This window comes from Kluyvera sichuanensis (genome assembly GCF_014218705.1).
Lineage (GTDB): Bacteria > Pseudomonadota > Gammaproteobacteria > Enterobacterales > Enterobacteriaceae > Kluyvera > Kluyvera sichuanensis.
In genome coordinates this window covers 24,178-40,491 of sequence record NZ_JABBJF010000017.1, presented here as the reverse complement: position 1 = coordinate 40,491, position 16,314 = coordinate 24,178, and the positions used below count along the sequence as shown (strand labels likewise).

General features: G+C 56.3%; 19 protein-coding genes. 5 read left to right on the top strand and 14 right to left on the bottom strand.

Annotation, left to right across the window (positions count from 1 at the left end; genetic code table 11):
* Positions 1-76: 76 nt before the first annotated feature.
* Positions 77-922 (top strand): 3-mercaptopyruvate sulfurtransferase, encoded by an 846-nt coding sequence (gene sseA / locus HII27_RS16405; protein ID WP_185668890.1) that lies wholly within the window; start codon positions 77-79, stop codon positions 920-922.
* 68 nt (positions 923-990) lie between these two features.
* Here sseA and sseB read toward each other — a convergent pair whose 3' ends face one another.
* From sseB to trmJ, 11 genes are all read right to left on the bottom strand, one after another.
* Positions 991-1,767, bottom strand: coding sequence for an enhanced serine sensitivity protein SseB (gene sseB / locus HII27_RS16400; protein ID WP_035891377.1), 777 nt, complete (start codon positions 1,765-1,767; stop codon positions 991-993).
* A 117-nt stretch (positions 1,768-1,884) separates the two neighbouring features.
* Positions 1,885-3,171: an aminopeptidase PepB gene (pepB, locus tag HII27_RS16395; RefSeq protein ID WP_185668889.1), complete on the bottom strand. Its 1,287-nt coding sequence runs from the start codon at positions 3,169-3,171 to the stop codon at positions 1,885-1,887.
* Positions 3,172-3,223: 52 nt separating this feature from the next.
* On the bottom strand, positions 3,224-3,424 hold the full coding sequence (iscX, locus tag HII27_RS16390; protein WP_185668888.1) for a Fe-S cluster assembly protein IscX: 201 nt from the start codon (positions 3,422-3,424) through the stop codon (positions 3,224-3,226).
* 9 nt (positions 3,425-3,433) lie between these two features.
* On the bottom strand, positions 3,434-3,769 hold the full coding sequence (fdx, locus tag HII27_RS16385; protein WP_035891374.1) for an ISC system 2Fe-2S type ferredoxin: 336 nt from the start codon (positions 3,767-3,769) through the stop codon (positions 3,434-3,436).
* Between the two features lies 1 nt (position 3,770).
* Positions 3,771-5,621, bottom strand: coding sequence for a Fe-S protein assembly chaperone HscA (gene hscA, locus HII27_RS16380; RefSeq protein WP_185668887.1), 1,851 nt, complete (start codon positions 5,619-5,621; stop codon positions 3,771-3,773).
* A 15-nt stretch (positions 5,622-5,636) separates the two neighbouring features.
* Positions 5,637-6,152, bottom strand: a complete 516-nt coding sequence (gene hscB / locus HII27_RS16375) for a co-chaperone HscB (RefSeq protein WP_185668886.1) — start codon at positions 6,150-6,152, stop codon at positions 5,637-5,639.
* Positions 6,153-6,230: 78 nt separating this feature from the next.
* Complete coding sequence (gene iscA, locus HII27_RS16370) at positions 6,231-6,554, bottom strand: iron-sulfur cluster assembly protein IscA (protein ID WP_035891367.1); 324 nt, start codon at positions 6,552-6,554, stop codon at positions 6,231-6,233.
* Positions 6,555-6,572: 18 nt separating this feature from the next.
* Positions 6,573-6,959, bottom strand: a complete 387-nt coding sequence (iscU, locus tag HII27_RS16365; protein WP_005120408.1) for a Fe-S cluster assembly scaffold IscU — start codon at positions 6,957-6,959, stop codon at positions 6,573-6,575.
* 25 nt (positions 6,960-6,984) lie between these two features.
* Positions 6,985-8,199, bottom strand: a complete 1,215-nt coding sequence (gene iscS, locus HII27_RS16360; protein WP_185668885.1) for a cysteine desulfurase — start codon at positions 8,197-8,199, stop codon at positions 6,985-6,987.
* Positions 8,200-8,363: 164 nt separating this feature from the next.
* Entirely contained in the window at positions 8,364-8,855 is a 492-nt protein-coding gene (gene iscR, locus HII27_RS16355) for a Fe-S cluster assembly transcriptional regulator IscR (RefSeq protein ID WP_035891361.1), read from the bottom strand.
* A 243-nt stretch (positions 8,856-9,098) separates the two neighbouring features.
* Positions 9,099-9,830, bottom strand: coding sequence for a tRNA (cytosine(32)/uridine(32)-2'-O)-methyltransferase TrmJ (gene trmJ, locus HII27_RS16350; RefSeq protein ID WP_185668884.1), 732 nt, complete (start codon positions 9,828-9,830; stop codon positions 9,099-9,101).
* A 120-nt stretch (positions 9,831-9,950) separates the two neighbouring features.
* Here trmJ and suhB point away from each other — a divergent pair, with 120 nt between their 5' ends.
* Positions 9,951-10,754: an inositol-1-monophosphatase gene (gene suhB / locus HII27_RS16345; protein WP_185668883.1), complete on the top strand. Its 804-nt coding sequence runs from the start codon at positions 9,951-9,953 to the stop codon at positions 10,752-10,754.
* Between the two features lie 142 nt (positions 10,755-10,896).
* The gene (locus HII27_RS16340) at positions 10,897-11,325 is read left to right on the top strand and encodes an OsmC family protein (protein ID WP_185668882.1); all 429 of its coding nucleotides are present in this window, start codon (positions 10,897-10,899) and stop codon (positions 11,323-11,325) included.
* 55 nt (positions 11,326-11,380) lie between these two features.
* Here the strand turns inward: HII27_RS16340 and HII27_RS16335 are convergent, their stop codons facing one another.
* A complete protein-coding gene (locus tag HII27_RS16335) occupies positions 11,381-12,361 on the bottom strand; it encodes a nickel/cobalt transporter (RefSeq protein ID WP_185668881.1) in 981 nt (326 codons plus the stop codon).
* Positions 12,352-12,990, bottom strand: a complete 639-nt coding sequence (locus tag HII27_RS16330; RefSeq protein ID WP_185668880.1) for a DUF1007 family protein — start codon at positions 12,988-12,990, stop codon at positions 12,352-12,354. Before HII27_RS16330 ends, HII27_RS16335 begins: the two co-directional genes overlap by 10 nt.
* Before the next feature lie 116 nt (positions 12,991-13,106).
* Between HII27_RS16330 and csiE the strand changes: the two genes are divergently transcribed.
* The gene (gene csiE / locus HII27_RS16325) at positions 13,107-14,384 is read left to right on the top strand and encodes a stationary phase inducible protein CsiE (RefSeq protein WP_185668879.1); all 1,278 of its coding nucleotides are present in this window, start codon (positions 13,107-13,109) and stop codon (positions 14,382-14,384) included.
* Here csiE and HII27_RS16320 read toward each other — a convergent pair.
* Positions 14,381-15,517 carry a 3-phenylpropionate MFS transporter gene (locus HII27_RS16320; protein WP_185668878.1) on the bottom strand — a complete coding sequence of 379 codons (1,137 nt, stop codon included), beginning with the start codon at positions 15,515-15,517 and terminating at the stop codon, positions 14,381-14,383. The two genes, csiE and HII27_RS16320, sit on opposite strands and share 4 nt — an antisense overlap.
* A 360-nt stretch (positions 15,518-15,877) precedes the next feature.
* Between HII27_RS16320 and HII27_RS16315 the strand changes: the two genes are divergently transcribed.
* A complete protein-coding gene (locus HII27_RS16315; RefSeq protein WP_185668877.1) occupies positions 15,878-16,300 on the top strand; it encodes a DoxX family protein in 423 nt (140 codons plus the stop codon).
* The last annotated feature ends 14 nt before the right edge of the window (positions 16,301-16,314 follow it).

Here is a 16,314-nt window from a genome sequence, read left to right as displayed (position 1 = left end):
AACCGCAGCGTTGCTAACTTGTCAGCTCTCCGGAAAACATCGACAATTCCTCTACGATTGCAAATGGAGGCACTCAATGACCACCTCTTTCTTTGTCGCCGCCGATTGGCTGGCTGAACACATAAACGATCCGGCAATTCAAATTATCGATGCGCGAATGGCGCCTCCCGGACAGGAACACCGGGATATGGCGGGTGAGTACCGTGCAGGCCATCTGCCCGGCGCGCGGTTCTTTGATATTGAAGCGCTGTCCGACCACACCTCGACGCTGCCGCATATGATGCCGCGCCCGGAAGCTTTTGCCGTCGCCATGCGCGAACTGGGCGTGAGCAGCGACCGCCATTTAGTGGTGTATGACGAGGGTAATCTGTTCTCCGCGCCGCGCGCGTGGTGGATGCTGAAAACCTTCGGCGTGGAAAACGTCTCTATTCTGGCGGGCGGCCTTGCAGGCTGGCAACGCGATGAACTGCTGCTCGAACAGGGCGATGTTGATGCCGGTGAAGGCGAGTTTGAGGTTAAGTTTAACGCCCACGCCGTTGCACGTCTGACCGATGTACTGCTGGCAAGTCATGAACGTTCGAAGCAGATTATCGATGCGCGCCCAGCCGGTCGCTTTAATGCCGAAGTGGATGAACCACGCCCTGGCCTGCGTCGCGGCCATATTCCCGGCGCGCTGAACGTGCCGTGGAGCGAACTGACTTTCAACGGCGAGCTGAAAACCACTGATGAGCTGGAAATGATTTTTGCTCGTCAGGGCGTAGACCTTAATCAGCCGATTATTACCAGCTGCGGCTCAGGCGTGACGGCAGCGGTGGTTCTGCTGGCGCTGGAGACGTTGGGGGCAAAAGAGGTCGTGCTGTATGACGGTGCCTGGAGTGAATGGGGCGCGCGCGACGATTTGCCGATTGAGCCTCAAAAGTAACGACGGGGCCGTGCCATCCCGGGGTCGGCGTGAACGCCTCGCCCGGGCTACCATAGAACCGGATCGGCTCAAATGATTCGGTTCTGCTTAAAATCACGCAGGAAACTGCCCCAGCGTTTTTCATAGAACGGCGTGATATGGGCGAGCATAAAGTGGCTAATGCCCTTCTCGCCTTCCACCACCTGGCAGATATCAATCGGTTCGTCACCCGGTAAGGTGTCGGTTGCTACGCTGCCCGCGGCGTGAATAATCTCTTCGATATCCCCTTCCGCTTCAATACCAATCAGCAGGTTCGGCTGTTCGTCCGCACGTTCTTTAATGGAGCAGATAAACGCACGTTTCACCGTTTTCAGGGTTTTGAACAGTGTGGTCAGCGACTCCACCATCTGGGCCGGTGGCTCTGCAACTTCAGAGAGCAGCAGCGCGCTGCCGCCTTCCAGCACTTCCTGCGTGCTGAGCGGGTTGCCCTCTTCACCAATCAGGTGGCTGATTTCACGCGGGGTGAACTCTTTGCCGGTCGGCAGCTTCGCGTTGAGGAACAAGGTTTCGCCAAGCGTCATTTCAAACAGCGTGCGCACCGGCATAACCACAAACGCCTGCTCGGTGGTGACCGCTTCTTTCAGCGCTTCCAGCGAGGTGAAGAACGGGATGACGGAGGTGCCGTCGTCTTTTTCCCAGTGCTGTAATTCTAAGGCGCTGTCATCAACAACCTGCTGGTCATCGGCTGCGCTGCCGGGAACCCAGACGGTGGACTCCAGTAAAGTGCGGAAAAAGGCTGGGCGATGAGCAGGTTCGGTTGCCGCCTGTTCCAGCAGCGTTTCGAGTTCGTTTTTGCTTTCAGACATAATGCTTCCAGAAGGTGTGAATACCCCTCACCCCGGCCCTCTTCCCAAAGGGGCGAGGGAGAAAACCGGACGGTCCCCTCTCCCCTTTGGGGAGAGGGTTAGGGTGAGGGGAAAAGATTACTCGGCGGTCAACAGATTCGCGATAGTCCGCACACCCAGCCCGGTGGCACCCGCCGACCACTGCTCAACGGCAGATTTGCGGTAGGTGGCAGAGCAGTCGATGTGCAGCCAACCCTGGTGGTAGTTTTCCACGAAGTGGGACAGGAAGCCCGCCGCGGTGCTTGCGCCTGCCGGGTAGGCTGCGCTGCCGGTGTTGTTCAGCTCAGCAAAGTTAGACGGCAGCTGGTTGCGGTGGAACTCGGCCAGCGGCAGACGCCAGAAGGCTTCGTTTTCCGCACTGGCGCTTACCAGCAGACGGTTCGCCAGCTGGTCATCAAAGCTAAACAGCGCGTGGTAATCGTTGCCCAGCGCGGTTTTGGCCGCCCCGGTCAGGGTTGCCGCATCGATGATAAGCTCTGGCTTCTGCGCGCTGGCATCAATCAGGCCATCGGCCAGCACCAGGCGACCTTCTGCATCGGTGTTCATCACTTCCACATTTTTACCGTTACGGTAGTGGATGATATCGCCAAGCTTGAAGGCGTTGCCGCTGATCAGGTTATCCGCACAGCATAGGTACAGTTTTACGCGCTTGTTCAGGCCGCGAGTAATCGCCAGCGCCAGCGCACCGGTCACGGTTGCGGCACCGCCCATATCGGACTTCATGGAGTCCATGAACGCGCTCTGTTTGATGCTGTAGCCGCCGGAGTCGAAGGTGATACCTTTACCGACCAGACAGGCGTAAACCGGCGCTTCTTTATCGCCGGTTGGATTGTAGTCCAGCGCCAGCAGAACCGGTGGACGTTCGGAACCACGGCCCACGGTGTGCAGGCCCGCGTAACCCTGCTCACGCAGATCTTCGCCTTTGGTGATGCGATATGAGACGTTGTCGCATGCCACGCCGCACAGCAGGTCAACCGCGCGCTGCGCAAGCTGCTCTGGGCCCAGCTCTTCCGCTGGGGCGTTGATGGTGTCACGTACCCAGTCAATGTAGGTCAGACGGTTGTCCAGTTCCTGGCGCTGCGCATCGTCCAGCTCAGGCCATTCAACCTGACGAGCGCCTTTCGGCCCTTTGTAGCCCGCCCAGAAAGCCCAGGCGAGGTCGACGTTCCAGCCTTCGCCAGACAGGTCAACGTGCTTGATGCCCATGCCGTCAATTTTACGCGCCGCGCGCTGGATAAGGCCCGCGTCGTCGCGGCCGGTCAGGTGCAGGATAATACCTTCATCATTAATGCTATAGGCCGCTTTTTCACCCCAGCGCGCATCGGCTGGCTGAGTAGAAAGGGTAATTTTCATGGCTTGTGTCATTTTTTTATCCTTATTAGCAAACGGGCCGCCGAATGGCAGCCCGTTATGTGACTTATTCTGCTTCATCCAACCAGACTAGCAGAATTGCCTCAAGGATTTTTTCATTTGATGCCTGAGGGTCATCATCAAAATCTTCGAGGTCGCAAATCCACTGGTGCATGTCAGTGAAGCGCACCGTTTTCGGATCGGTATCCGGGTAAGCATCGTACAGTGCTTCGCCGATTTCGCGGCTGTCAGTCCACTTAAGTCCCATACTATCCTCTTAGTGCTCGCGCGCGTGGTTAATTGTGTAACGCGGAATTTCGACCACCAGGTCTTCATCCGTGACGCGGGCCTGGCAGCTCAGGCGGCTATCTGGTTCCAGCCCCCAGGCTTTATCCAGCATATCGTCTTCGTCTTCGGTGCTTTCTGGCAGCGAGTCGAAACCTTCACGCACGATGCAGTGGCAGGTGGTGCAGGCACAGGATTTTTCGCAGGCGTGTTCAATCTCGATACCGCTACGCAGCGCAGCATCCAGAATGGTTTCACCGGTCTCAGCTTCCACAACGATGCCATCCGGACACAGGTCCTGATGTGGCAAAAAAACAATCTTTGGCATATTAAACCTCGTCCACGGATTGGCCTTTCAGCGCGACACGGACGGATTGGTCCATGCGGCGAGCGGCGAATTCCTGGGTTTGTTTATCAACGTTTTTAATGGCTTGTTCTATGGCGTCAGTGTCATTACCCTCGGCAACCGCACTCAGCACGGCGGCAGCCTCGTCAATCTCCTGACGCTCTGCGGCGCTTAACAGCGCGGCATCAGCGGCCAGCGCGCTGCGCAGGCTTTCCAGCACGCGAGCGGCTTCCACTTTCTGCTCTGCCAGCATACGTGCTTTCACGTCCTGCTCGGCATAGCTCATGGAATCCTGAATCATGGTGGCGATTTCGCCATCGGTCAGACCGTAGGACGGCTTCACCTGAATAGAGGACTCAACGCCGGTGGATTTCTCCATGGCGGTGACGCTCAGCAGGCCATCGGCGTCCACCTGGAAGGTTACGCGAATGTGCGCGCCGCCAGCCGGCAGCGCCGGAATCCCGCGCAGCGCAAAACGCGCCAGTGAACGGCAGTCCTGCACCAGTTCGCGCTCGCCCTGCATCACGTGGATGGACATCGCGGTCTGGCCGTCTTTGAAGGTGGTGAACTCCTGCGCGCGAGCCACCGGAATAGTGGTATTACGCGGGATAACCTTCTCTACCAGGCCGCCCATGGTTTCGAGGCCAAGAGAGAGCGGGATCACGTCGAGCAACAGCATTTCGCTGTCCGGCTTGTTGCCGACCAGAATATCAGCCTGCACGGCGGCGCCAATGGCGACCACTTTATCCGGGTCGATAGAGGTCAGCGGCGTACGGCCAAAGAACTCGCCCACGCGTTCACGCACCAGCGGTACGCGGGTTGAACCGCCGACCATGACTACTTCCAGCACCTCTTCGGCTTCCACGCCCGCATCTTTCAGCGCGCGACGGCAGGCCAGCAGTGTGCGCTTCACCAGCGCGGAAATCAGGTCGTTAAACTGTTCGCGGGTTACCTCGCCTTTCCAGCCAGCGACCTCAACGGTCACGCTATCGGCATCGCTCAGGGCGATTTTGGCGGCGATGGCGGCGTCAAGCAGTTCGCGCTGTACGCGGTTGTCGCTGCGATCGGCAATGCCCGCCTGTTCGCGGATATGGTCGGCCAGCAGGTGGTCGAAGTCGTCGCCGCCCAGCGCAGAATCCCCGCCGGTAGCCAGCACTTCAAACACGCCGCGGCTCAGGCGCAGAATCGAGATATCGAAGGTACCGCCGCCCAGATCGTAGACGGCAATCACCCCTTCCTGACCGGAATCGAGGCCGTAAGCGATAGCCGCGGCGGTCGGTTCGTTCAGCAGACGCAGTACGTGCAGGCCCGCCAGACGCGCGGCGTCTTTGGTGCCCTGACGCTGTGCATCATCAAAATAAGCGGGAACGGTAATCACCACGCCATCCAGCTCGCCTTCAAGCGTTTCGGTGGCGCGAGCCGCCAGCGCTTTGAGGATATCGGCCGAAACGCGGATTGGGTTCAGTACACCGGCCTTGGTCACCAGCATTGGCAGGCCGTTTTCGCTTGCCTGGAACTGGTACGGCAGATGTGGGTAGCGCGTCTGGATATCCGCCAGCGAGCGGCCCATCATGCGTTTTACGGAGCTGATGGTATTAGCGGGGTCAAGCGCGGCGTTGGTGCGCGCATCGTAGCCGACCACGTGGCCCTGCTCCTGATAGTGCACAACGGAAGGCAGCAGGTGACGCCCCTGATTGTCGGCCAGCGTTTCCGCCTGGCCGCTACGCACGGTAGCCACCAGGGAATTGGTGGTGCCTAAGTCAATGCCCACCGCCAGACGACGCTGGTGCGGCGCGGCGCTTAGACCCGGCTCACTAATTTGTAATAAGGCCATGTTAAGCTTCCAGAATCAGAAATCGAGCAGCTTTTCTTCGAGTAATTCAGCGCTGCTTTGGAGTTTATCGAGAAAACGCAGTTTACGGACGGTATCCGCCGCCGCTTCCCACGTTTGCGAATCGAGTTCCGCCACCATCTGCTGCTGGCGTTGGCTATACATTGCTTTGATGCGTTTGATAAGCCCTTCCAGGCGGTCGGTATCTTTTGCCTGTTCAATCTCGTCCAGCTCTTCACGCAGTTCCAGCTGTTCCATCAGGAACGCGGTATCGCGCACGGTGTGCTGTTCGGAGGCAAGATCAAACCCGTGCAGGGAGAGCAGATATTCGGCGCGCATCAGCGGGTGACGCAACGTTTGCCAGGCCTGGTTTATGTTCGCAGAACGCTGAACCGCTGCGAGCTGTTCAGCGTCGCTGCCGCTAGCAAATCGGTCGGGGTGGTTCTGACGCTGCAGGTCCTGGAAGCGTGCCGCGAGGGCCTGAGTGTCTACGTGATAACCGGCTGGCAATCCAAAGAGAGTGAAGTAATCCATGACGATCTCAGGGTTAACTATTTAAAACAAACCCCACGCACAGCGATAAACCATGGGTGGGGTTGGCAGGACTCAAAATCAGACGTTAAAGCTTTCGCCGCAACCGCACTCGTCTTTCACGTTCGGGTTAGTGAATTTAAACCCTTCGTTCAGACCTTCTTTCACGAAGTCGAGCTGCGTGCCATCAAGAAATTGCAGGCTCTTACCGTCGATGACAACCTTCACGCCTTTGTCTTCGAAAACGGTATCTTCTGCCGCCGGCTCGTCAACAAATTCCAGTACATAGGCCATACCTGAACAACCGGACGTTCTCACGCCAAGACGCAGACCAAACCCTTTACCGCGGTTTGACAGGAAGGTATTGACTCGCGCTGCTGCACTGTCGCTTAAGGTAATCGACATAAAAACCTCAACTCTTAATTATTTTGCTTCACGTTTGCTTTTGTAATCCGCAATAGCGGCTTTAATCGCGTCTTCTGCCAGGATAGAACAGTGAATTTTCACTGGTGGCAGTTCAAGCTCGTCTGCGATATCGGTATTTTTAATGGCCTGTGCTTCGTCCAGGGATTTCCCTTTTACCCACTCGGTGACGAGGGAGCTGGAAGCAATGGCGGAACCGCAGCCGTAGGTCTTGAAACGCGCGTCTTCAATGATACCTTCATTGTTGACTTTAATCTGCAACTTCATCACGTCGCCGCAGGCCGGAGCACCGACCATGCCGCTGCCGACGCTTTCGTCGCTGTTGTCGAAGGAACCTACGTTACGTGGGTTCTCGTAGTGATCGATTACTTTTTCGCTGTAAGCCATGATGAATTCTCCTTATCGGTACCGATTAATGATGCGACCATTCAATGCTGTTCAGATCCACGCCCTGTTTGAACATTTCCCACAGTGGAGAAAGGTCGCGCAGACGGCCAATGGAGTTGCGAACCAGATTGATGGTGTAGTCAATCTCTTCTTCGGTAGTGAAACGACCTAAAGAGAAACGAATGGAGCTATGCGCCAGCTCATCGGTCATGCCCAGTGCGCGCAGCACGTAGGATGGCTCAAGGCTTGCGGAGGTACATGCGGAACCGGAGGAAACCGCCAGGTCTTTCAGCGCCATAATCAGGGACTCACCTTCAACGTAGTTAAAGCTCACGTTGAGGATGTTTGGTGCGCCCTGCTCAAGATCACCGTTCAGGTAAACTTCTTCCATATCCTTCACGCCGTTCCACAGACGGTTACGCAGACCGCGCAGACGGGCCATTTCGGTCTCCATCTCTTCTTTCGCGATACGGTAAGCTTCGCCCATGCCGACGATCTGGTGAACAGGCAGGGTACCGGAACGCATGCCGCGCTCGTGACCGCCGCCGTGCATCTGTGCTTCGATACGGATACGTGGTTTACGACGAACGTACAGTGCGCCGATACCTTTTGGACCGTAGATTTTGTGACCGGAGAAGGACATCAGGTCAACTTTCAGCTGGCTCAGGTCGATAGGCAGTTTGCCCACGCTCTGGGTCGCATCAACGTGATAGATGATGGCGCGCGCACGGCACATTTCGCCGATGGTCGCGATATCCTGCACCACGCCGATTTCGTTGTTCACGTGCATGATGGAGACGAGGATGGTGTCGTCACGCATGGCTGCTTCGAGCTCTTTGAGATCGATAATGCCGTTGCGCTGTGGCGCCAGATAGGTGATTTCGAAACCTTCGCGCTCGAGCTGACGACAGGTGTCCAGCACGGCTTTATGCTCGGTTTTGCTGGTGATGATGTGCTTGCCTTTTTTCTGATAAAAGTTGGCTGCACCTTTAATCGCCAGGTTGTCGGATTCAGTCGCACCGGAGGTAAAGACGATTTCACGCGGGTCTGCACCCACGAGGTCAGCAATCTGGTTACGGGCGATATCTACCGCCTCTTCAGCCTGCCAGCCGAAACGGTGTGAACGAGAGGCCGGGTTACCAAAGGTCCCGTCCAGGGTCAGAAACTGCATCATTTTCTCGGCAACACGCGGGTCCACCGGCGTGGTTGCGGAGTAGTCGAGATAAATCGGTAATTTCATTGCTCTTTAACTCCGTACATCACTCAATGCAAGGAGTCAGGCAACCGGCTGGATGTACGACCGTGTTGACGGGACGCTGTCCCGGCCTGACTCTGAAATCTCATTTTTATCTATAACCAGCCCTGCTACGTGCGCCCGATAAGGCACACGGCAGAGCGGGTGGATTATGCACGTAACTTAACGTCGATAGCGTCTTGTACGCGGGTATTGCGGGAGGTGTCGTGCGAATGCTGGCGACCAGACACGTCCAGAACTTCCTGGTTATTGACCAGTTCACCGAGGGTGATGTTGTTCAGGAAGCCGGTCAGACGGTCGCTCAGATCGCGCCAGAGTGCGTGGGTCAAACATTTATCGCCGCCCTGGCAGCCACCTTTCCCCTGACAGCGGGTAGCGTCAACGGACTCGTCCACTGCGCTAATCACTTCACCCACTGCGATGTGGTTTGCTTCTTTACCCAGCAGATAACCACCGCCTGGTCCGCGTACGCTGGATACTAAGCCATTTTTACGCAGACGGGAGAACAGCTGCTCCAGATAGGAGAGTGAAATTCCCTGACGTTCAGAAATATCAGCCAACGGCACCGGGCCCGCTTCGGAGTTGAGTGCAACGTCCAGCATCGCGGTTACGGCATAACGCCCTTTAGATGTCAGTCTCATGTCTTACTTAACCTCAAACTCGCCCCTGCCCGGGGTTTTTAATAATATTGTGGGTATTGCATAGCAGGGCCAAGTCTGACATTCCCGACTAAAACAGTCAACTATTTACTTGAGTAATTTAGTCAGGTATTTGGCGTTCCGTGCGGTATTGATTCTGAGCCGTTTCCGGGGTCGGCCAGAGGCCTCGCCCCGGTTACAAAAGGGGTGTAGCCCGGCCAAACGGAGCACCGCCGGGAATGCACCTTACTCTTTGTTTTTCTGCTCAATAGACGCCAGAATCCCACGCAGGATGTTCAGCTCCTGGCTTTCCGGGCGCGCACGGGTAAACAGACGACGTAAACGGCTCATCACCTGCCCCGGATGGTTTTCGCGGATGAAGCCGGTAGCGAGCAGCGTCTGCTCCAGATGTCCATAGAAACGCTCAAGATCGTCCACCAACGGGTACGGCGTCTCTTCGTGCTCAACCTTCGGTTCGTTGCTTTCCTGCGTCGCCAGCCAGGCCATGCGCACTTCATAAGAGATAACCTGCACGGCCATCGCCAGATTCAGCGAGCTGTATTCCGGGTTAGCGGCAATCGCCACGTGGTAATGACATTTTTGCAGTTCATCGTTGGTCAGGCCAACGCGTTCACGACCGAACACTAGCGCCACCGGCGCATGTTCACCTTCTGAGACGCTTTTCAGACCGCACTCACGCGGGTCGAGCATCGGCCACGGCAGCGTACGGGAACGCGCGCTGGTGCCAACCACCAGGCTGCAACCGGCCAGCGCTTCATCGAGGGTATCGACGATCTGCGCGTTGCCAATCACATCGCTGGCTCCGGCTGCCAGGGCGATGGCCTGGGAGTCTGGTTTCACCAGCGGGTTGACCAGCCACAGGTTGGTTAACCCCATGGTTTTCATAGCGCGGGCCACGGAGCCCATGTTGCCGGTGTGGGAGGTTTCGACCAGCACGATTCGGATATTTTGCAGCATTGTCATTCTTCGTCTAAAGATTATTCAACCATATTACCATAAACCTGAGACAGAATCCGAATTCGCTGCTATGATATGCGCCGTTTTCCCCGTTCTTTAACATCCAGTGAGAGTAACCTGATGCATCCGATGCTGAACATCGCCGTGCGCGCAGCGCGCAAGGCGGGTAACCTGATTGCCAAAAACTACGAAACACCAGAAGCTGTTGAAGCGAGCCAGAAAGGCAGCAACGATTTCGTGACTAACGTTGATAAAGCCGCTGAAGCGATGATTATCGACACCATTCGCAAATCTTACCCGCAACACACCATTATCACCGAAGAAAGCGGTGAACATGTTGGCGAAGATCTGGATGTTCAATGGGTTATCGATCCACTGGATGGCACCACCAACTTTATCAAACGTCTTCCACACTTCTCCGTCTCCATTGCCGTACGCATTAAAGGTCGTACTGAAGTGGCTGTGGTTTACGATCCAATGCGCAACGAACTGTTCACCGCTACCCGCGGTCAGGGCGCACAGCTCAACGGTTACCGTCTGCGCGGCAGCACTGGCCGCGATCTGGATGGCACTATCATCGCGACCGGTTTCCCGTTCAAAGCGAAACAGCACGCTACCGCCTACATGAACATCCTCGGTAAAATGTTTACCGAATGCGCTGACTTCCGTCGCACCGGTTCCGCTGCGCTGGATCTGGCCTACGTTGCCGCTGCGCGCGTTGACGGCTACTTCGAAATCGGCCTGAAGCCATGGGATTTCGCCGCTGGCGAACTGATCGCTCGTGAAGCAGGCGCTATCGTTTGTGACTTCACCGGTGGCCATAACTACATGATGACCGGCAACGTCGTTGCAGGTAACCCACGCATCGTGAAAGCCATGCTGGCGAACATGCGTGACGAACTGAGCGAAGCGCTGAAGCGCTAAGTTCGGACTCCACGTCATTAAGAAGCCCCTTTGCGGGCTTCTTTTTTTTGTACCTACCCTTCCCCCAGAATTATCTCTATTCCCGTTGCCGCCAGATGCGTCGTCTATACTTAGCCTTTTGTTAGCCAAAAGGAGAACGAGAATGACCATTCACAAACACGGTTCGGCACACTGGTCAGGCGATATCAAACGCGGAAAAGGGACGGTCTCTACTGAAAGTGGCGTGCTCAACCAGCAACCTTACGGCTTCAATACTCGCTTTGAAGGCGCAAAGGGCACTAACCCGGAAGAGCTGATTGGCGCAGCGCATGCGGCCTGTTTTTCGATGGCGTTATCGTTGATGCTGGGTGAGGCAGGCTATACCCCTGATGCCATCAATACCACGGCAGACGTCTCATTGGATAAAACCGACGGCGGGTTTGCCATTACCAAAATCGCCTTACAGAGTAAGGTGAGCGTGCCCGGTATCGATCCGAAGCAGTTTGACGGCATCATCCAAAAAGCCAAAGCGGGTTGCCCGGTTTCCCAGGTTCTGAAGGCAGAAATCACGCTGGATTACACGTTGAACTAACGTTTTCAGGCAGCAGTAAGAACATGCTGGTCACCTTATTGACCAGCATTTCACTCTAGAACGGCCTTAACCCTCTGCTGACCGGCACTGCACTCACCCACATCACCACCGCCGCAGCGACCAGAACCGCGCCACCTGCCAGTGCCAAAGTTGTCCACCCCACCTGCCGCCAGAGTACCGGCGTTTTATTACCGCTGAGCTTCACCGCCAGGGTGCGAAAAACGTGGACCAGCAGCGCTAAAGAAGAGATGGTGAGCGACGTTCCTGCCGCCATCGCCAGCGCAGAGGCAACGCCCCAGCCAAACACGCCAATCACTTTACTGAACAGCAGCACCATAATGGCACCGGAACAGGGGCGCATGCCCATCGACAGTATAATCATCAGCCTCGCCCGCCAGTCTTCATCACGTTCAAGCCGTTTAGGGTCCGGCATGTGCTGATGACCACAGCCGCAGTGCTGGTCATGAACGTGATGTGGCGTAAAAGCGGTAAACTTCGGTTTGCGCAGCAGTACCCGCAGCTTTCTCAGCGCCCGCCAGCAGAGTAATAATCCCAGCACGCCCACCAGCGCATAGCTGCCCTTCTCCAGCCAGAAACTGCTGAGGTGCAGCTGGCGCGCCGGAAGTCGTAGCAGCGTCAGCACAACGATGACCAGGCCAATGGCTACCAGCCCCTGTAATAAAGAAGCCGCGAGCGTCAGGCCAATACTGGATTTTAACTTTGACGGATGGGTGGCCAGCCACGTGGTGATGACGACCTTACCGTGCCCCGGCCCCAGCGCGTGCAGCACGCCGTAGACAAAGCTGAACAGCAGCAGCGCCCCGCCCGCCTGAGTCGGATTTTCCGCCACGGCCTGTAACAAACCACTCATCTGCTGGTTCACGTCGCGTTGCCAGACCACGCTTTGCAGCATGACCTGTGGCCAGGCCTGCCAGAGCCATAGCAAGCCAATAACCGCAACCGCAAAAAACAGTAGCAGCGGCCAAAGCGACAGCCAGCGGCGCGAGGTGCGACGATTAACGGAGATTACTGACATGCGATGGTGACCTTCTGCGCAAACTGTTTTCCAAGATCCATATCTTCCGGAGGCGCATCCGCTTTATCGAGCGATTGCGCGTAGGAGAGCATCTCATCGTTGGGATGCGGGGTATGGACGCTGACCTTACATGCACCTTTAAAATCTGGCGCAAACGCCACGTCGCCGTCCTTCTCGTAGCTCATATCGACATAATAGGTCGGGTCGAAGGTGGAAAAGGTGTAAGTCTGTCCCGCCAGCGTTTGCGGCGTCGCCAGCGGTAAGGTGAAGGTCAGCACCGCCTGATGCCCCTGTCGCGCCAGGCCGTAGGCGGTAGGCAGGTTTTCGAACTTCACCTTTTTGCCGTCGTGCCAGAACTCGGTAAAGTAGTGCTGCCCCAGCACGTTCGCCATCACCTCAGCGGCCAGCTTTTTCCAAACCTCATCGCCCGGTTTTGCGTTGCCCGCGTCGTAGAGCAGATCCGCCGAGGTGAGTTCATCCATTACCCAGCGCATTTTCATGCCCGTCAGCTTGCCGTCAGCCACCACCAGCTGGTTAGTGATGGTAATAAAGCTGTGCGGATGTGCGCTGACGTTTAACGATAAAACCGTAAGAAATATCAGAACCGCGCATTGTTTCACTCTCTTCATCGGTTCCTCAGTGAAAAATTCTGTGACCGTCACCCGCATTCCTTAGCTAAAGCTCATTAGCTGCCGTTATCTTTTGTCTATTCTTATGCTCATAACCTGCTGCTGGATCCCAACAGATGATGACCGTACTCGAACCGCCATCTGTGCTTTCCAGTCCGCAGCGCCGCTGCCAGGCGCTGCTGATGCTCTATCTCCCTGGTCATTCCATCACGGCGGAATACATTGGCATGGTGAATAATGTCGATGTTTCCACCGCCCGGCAAGATGTCATTGAAGCCGGAGAGGAGGTTGAGCGTTACCATCGTCTGGCGATCGCCACTCAGGCGGATGGCTGCTATCGGATTGAAGGCACAACCCTCGACCTGCGCCTGTGCTTACTGCACTGGCTTCGCCGCGCATTGCGTCTGTGTCCGCACTTTGTGACGCACCATTTTACACCAGCGCTGAAAACGCAGCTCAGGCAGTTGAAGATCCCGCGTACGCTATATGATGAAACCAACCTGCAGGCGCTGGTGAACCGCTGCGCCCGAAGCCTGCAGCGCGATTTTGAATGTCGTGACGTGCAGTTTTTACGCCTCTATCTCCAGTACTGTTTATTACAGCATCATCAGGGAGAAAGCCCTATTTTTAGCACGCTGCAAAGCGCCTGGACGCAGTCCACGCTGGAATATCAGATGGCGGCGGATATTGTCCACCACTGGCAGAGGCGGGTAATGCAAACGCCAAACCGCAACGAGCAGCACTTCCTGGCGCTGCTGTTTATGCTGCTGAAAGTGCCAAATCCCCAGTTTGATGGACGCGAGCAGGACCAGCAGCTACATCTGGCGATTGCCCGGCTGGTCGACCGTTTTCAGCATGAGGCGCACTGCCATTTCACCAATGAACGCAGCCTGCACGATCAGCTCTACGTTCACGTAGCGCAGGCGCTGAACCGCTGCGTGTTTGAGATCGGCATCGATCATCACCTGCCGGAAGAGATCCACCGACTCTATCCGCGATTGATCCGCACCACTCGTGCGGCGCTGAGTGATTTTGAAACCCGCTATACCCTGCACTTCAGCGACGATGAAGCGGCGCTGATTGCGGTGATTTTTGGCGCCGGATTAATGCAGGAGAGCGAACTTCACGAGAAACAGGTGGTGCTGTTAACCGGCGATAACCCGGCGCTGGAGCAGGAGATTGAACAGCAGTTGAGGGAACTGACGCTGCTGCCGCTCACCGTGAAGTACCTGACGGTCAACGTCTTCCAGAAAGAGGGCGCGCCGAAAAACAGCACGCTCGTGATTTCACCTTACGCGATTGCCCTGCCCCTATTTTCACCGCCGCTGATCCACGCCGAGCAACCGCTCAGCGAGCATCAGCAGCAGCATATCTGCAAGATACTGGAAACCTAGCGGGCGACCGTTTTTGGTCGCAGCACCAGCGCAGGCAGCGCCACCAGCGCCATCACCCAGAACAGCCCCTGATGAAGATGCTGATAAAGGAAGCCTGAGAACATGGTCATCACCGCAATGCTGCCGCCCATTGCCACCGCCGAGTAGACCGCCTGCAGGCGGATAACTTCGCTCCCCTGACGGGCGGCAATATAGCGCATCGCCGCCAGATGGCAGACGGTGAAGGTGCCGCAGTGCAGGATCTGAATCAGAATCAGCCACGGCAGACTCGTCGTCCAGCCCATCAGCCCCCAGCGGATAACGCCGCAAATGGCCGACAGCAGCAGCAGATCCCGGGCGCTAAAGCGACGGAATACCTTTTTACTCAGCGCAAAGGTGACCACTTCGGCCACTACGCCCAACGACCACAGATAGCCAATAGCCGACGCCGAGTACCCCGCCCCTTCCCAGAAGATAGCGCTGAAACCGTAATAGGCGGCATGTGCCCCCTGAAGCAGGCTCACGCAGGCAAGAAAGCGCCAGTTTTGCGTGACTAAGGAACGCCAGGCCGGCCAGCCAACGCTCTCCTGATGGCGGGATTCACCGAGCGGCATCACCGACGGTTTTAGCAACATCCCCAGCAGCATTGACGCGACGCCAAGACTCAGCATCACCAGGATGACGTGGTAATCGAACAGGCTCACCAGCTTACCGGTCAGCGCAGAACCAATCACGAAAGCAATTGAGCCCCACAGGCGCACCCGGCCATAGTCCATCGTTATCTGTTTTTGCCAGGTGTTCGCCAGCGCATCGGTAAGCGGCACCAGCGGCGAGAAGAACAGGTTGAAACCGATCATCACCACCATCAACCAGGCAACCTGCGTACCCGCCCAGAACGCGGCGGCGAACAACAGCGTCATCAGCGCCAGAATGCGCAGCACGCTTATCAAGCGCGAAGGATCGCTCACTCGCGGCGCTATCAGCAGGCTGCCGAGAAAACGAGCGACCAGCCCCGCCCCTAACAGTAGACCGATAGTTTCGGGCGACAGCCCAGCGCCTTTGAGCCAGACGCTCCAGAAGGGAAGAAAAATGCCGTAGCTAAAGAAATAGGTGAAGTAACTGAGCGCCAGCCAGCGCGTGGAGTGCAAAACCATGGGTCCTCCCGTTTTGGAGCCCCTAGTCTAATGACTCAACCCACATTCTGAAGAGCACTACTCCTCACATTAACAAAATAATTGTGATGAAAATCACCTTTAGCTGTTTTTGCGTCAGTCATCCGTCCGCACAAACGGTTACCGCGCTCGCTTCTCGCTGCCCCCCGACAAGAGCGCACAGAAAAGCGACGAACTTCGTATTAGAAATATTCATATAACCGGGCATCAAAGCGGGGTTATCGTCCTGCCATGGTGCGGTACGTACGTTACAGCCATAAGACTGATTTATGTGCGCGCGGTGGCAGGGAGCAACATTGTGTATTACGTTTAAATCACACGTACTTACACCATGGAATGACCATGAACGCTCTCCGTTATCTCGACTTTGGCGCATCGCGCGACTTGCTGTTGCTGATTGCGCGTATCGCTATCGTGCTGCTGTTTATTCTCTCCGGCTATCCCAAAATGCTTCACTACGATGGAACGGTGCAGTATATGGCATCCATCGGCACGCCAATGCCTGCGCTGGCGGCCATCATTGCCATTCTGATGGAAGTGCCGGCCGTTATTCTGGTGATTCTGGGCTTCTTTACCCGTCCACTGGCGGTGATTTTTATTTTCTACACTCTGGGGACGGCGGTGATTGGTCACCACTTCTGGAACATGACCGGCGATGCGGTGATGCCTAACATGATTAACTTCTACAAGAACATCAGCATTTCAGGCGCATTCCTGCTGTTGGCGATTGTCGGGCCGGGGAAAATTTCTCTGGATCGGCGCTAAGTATTGCCCGATGG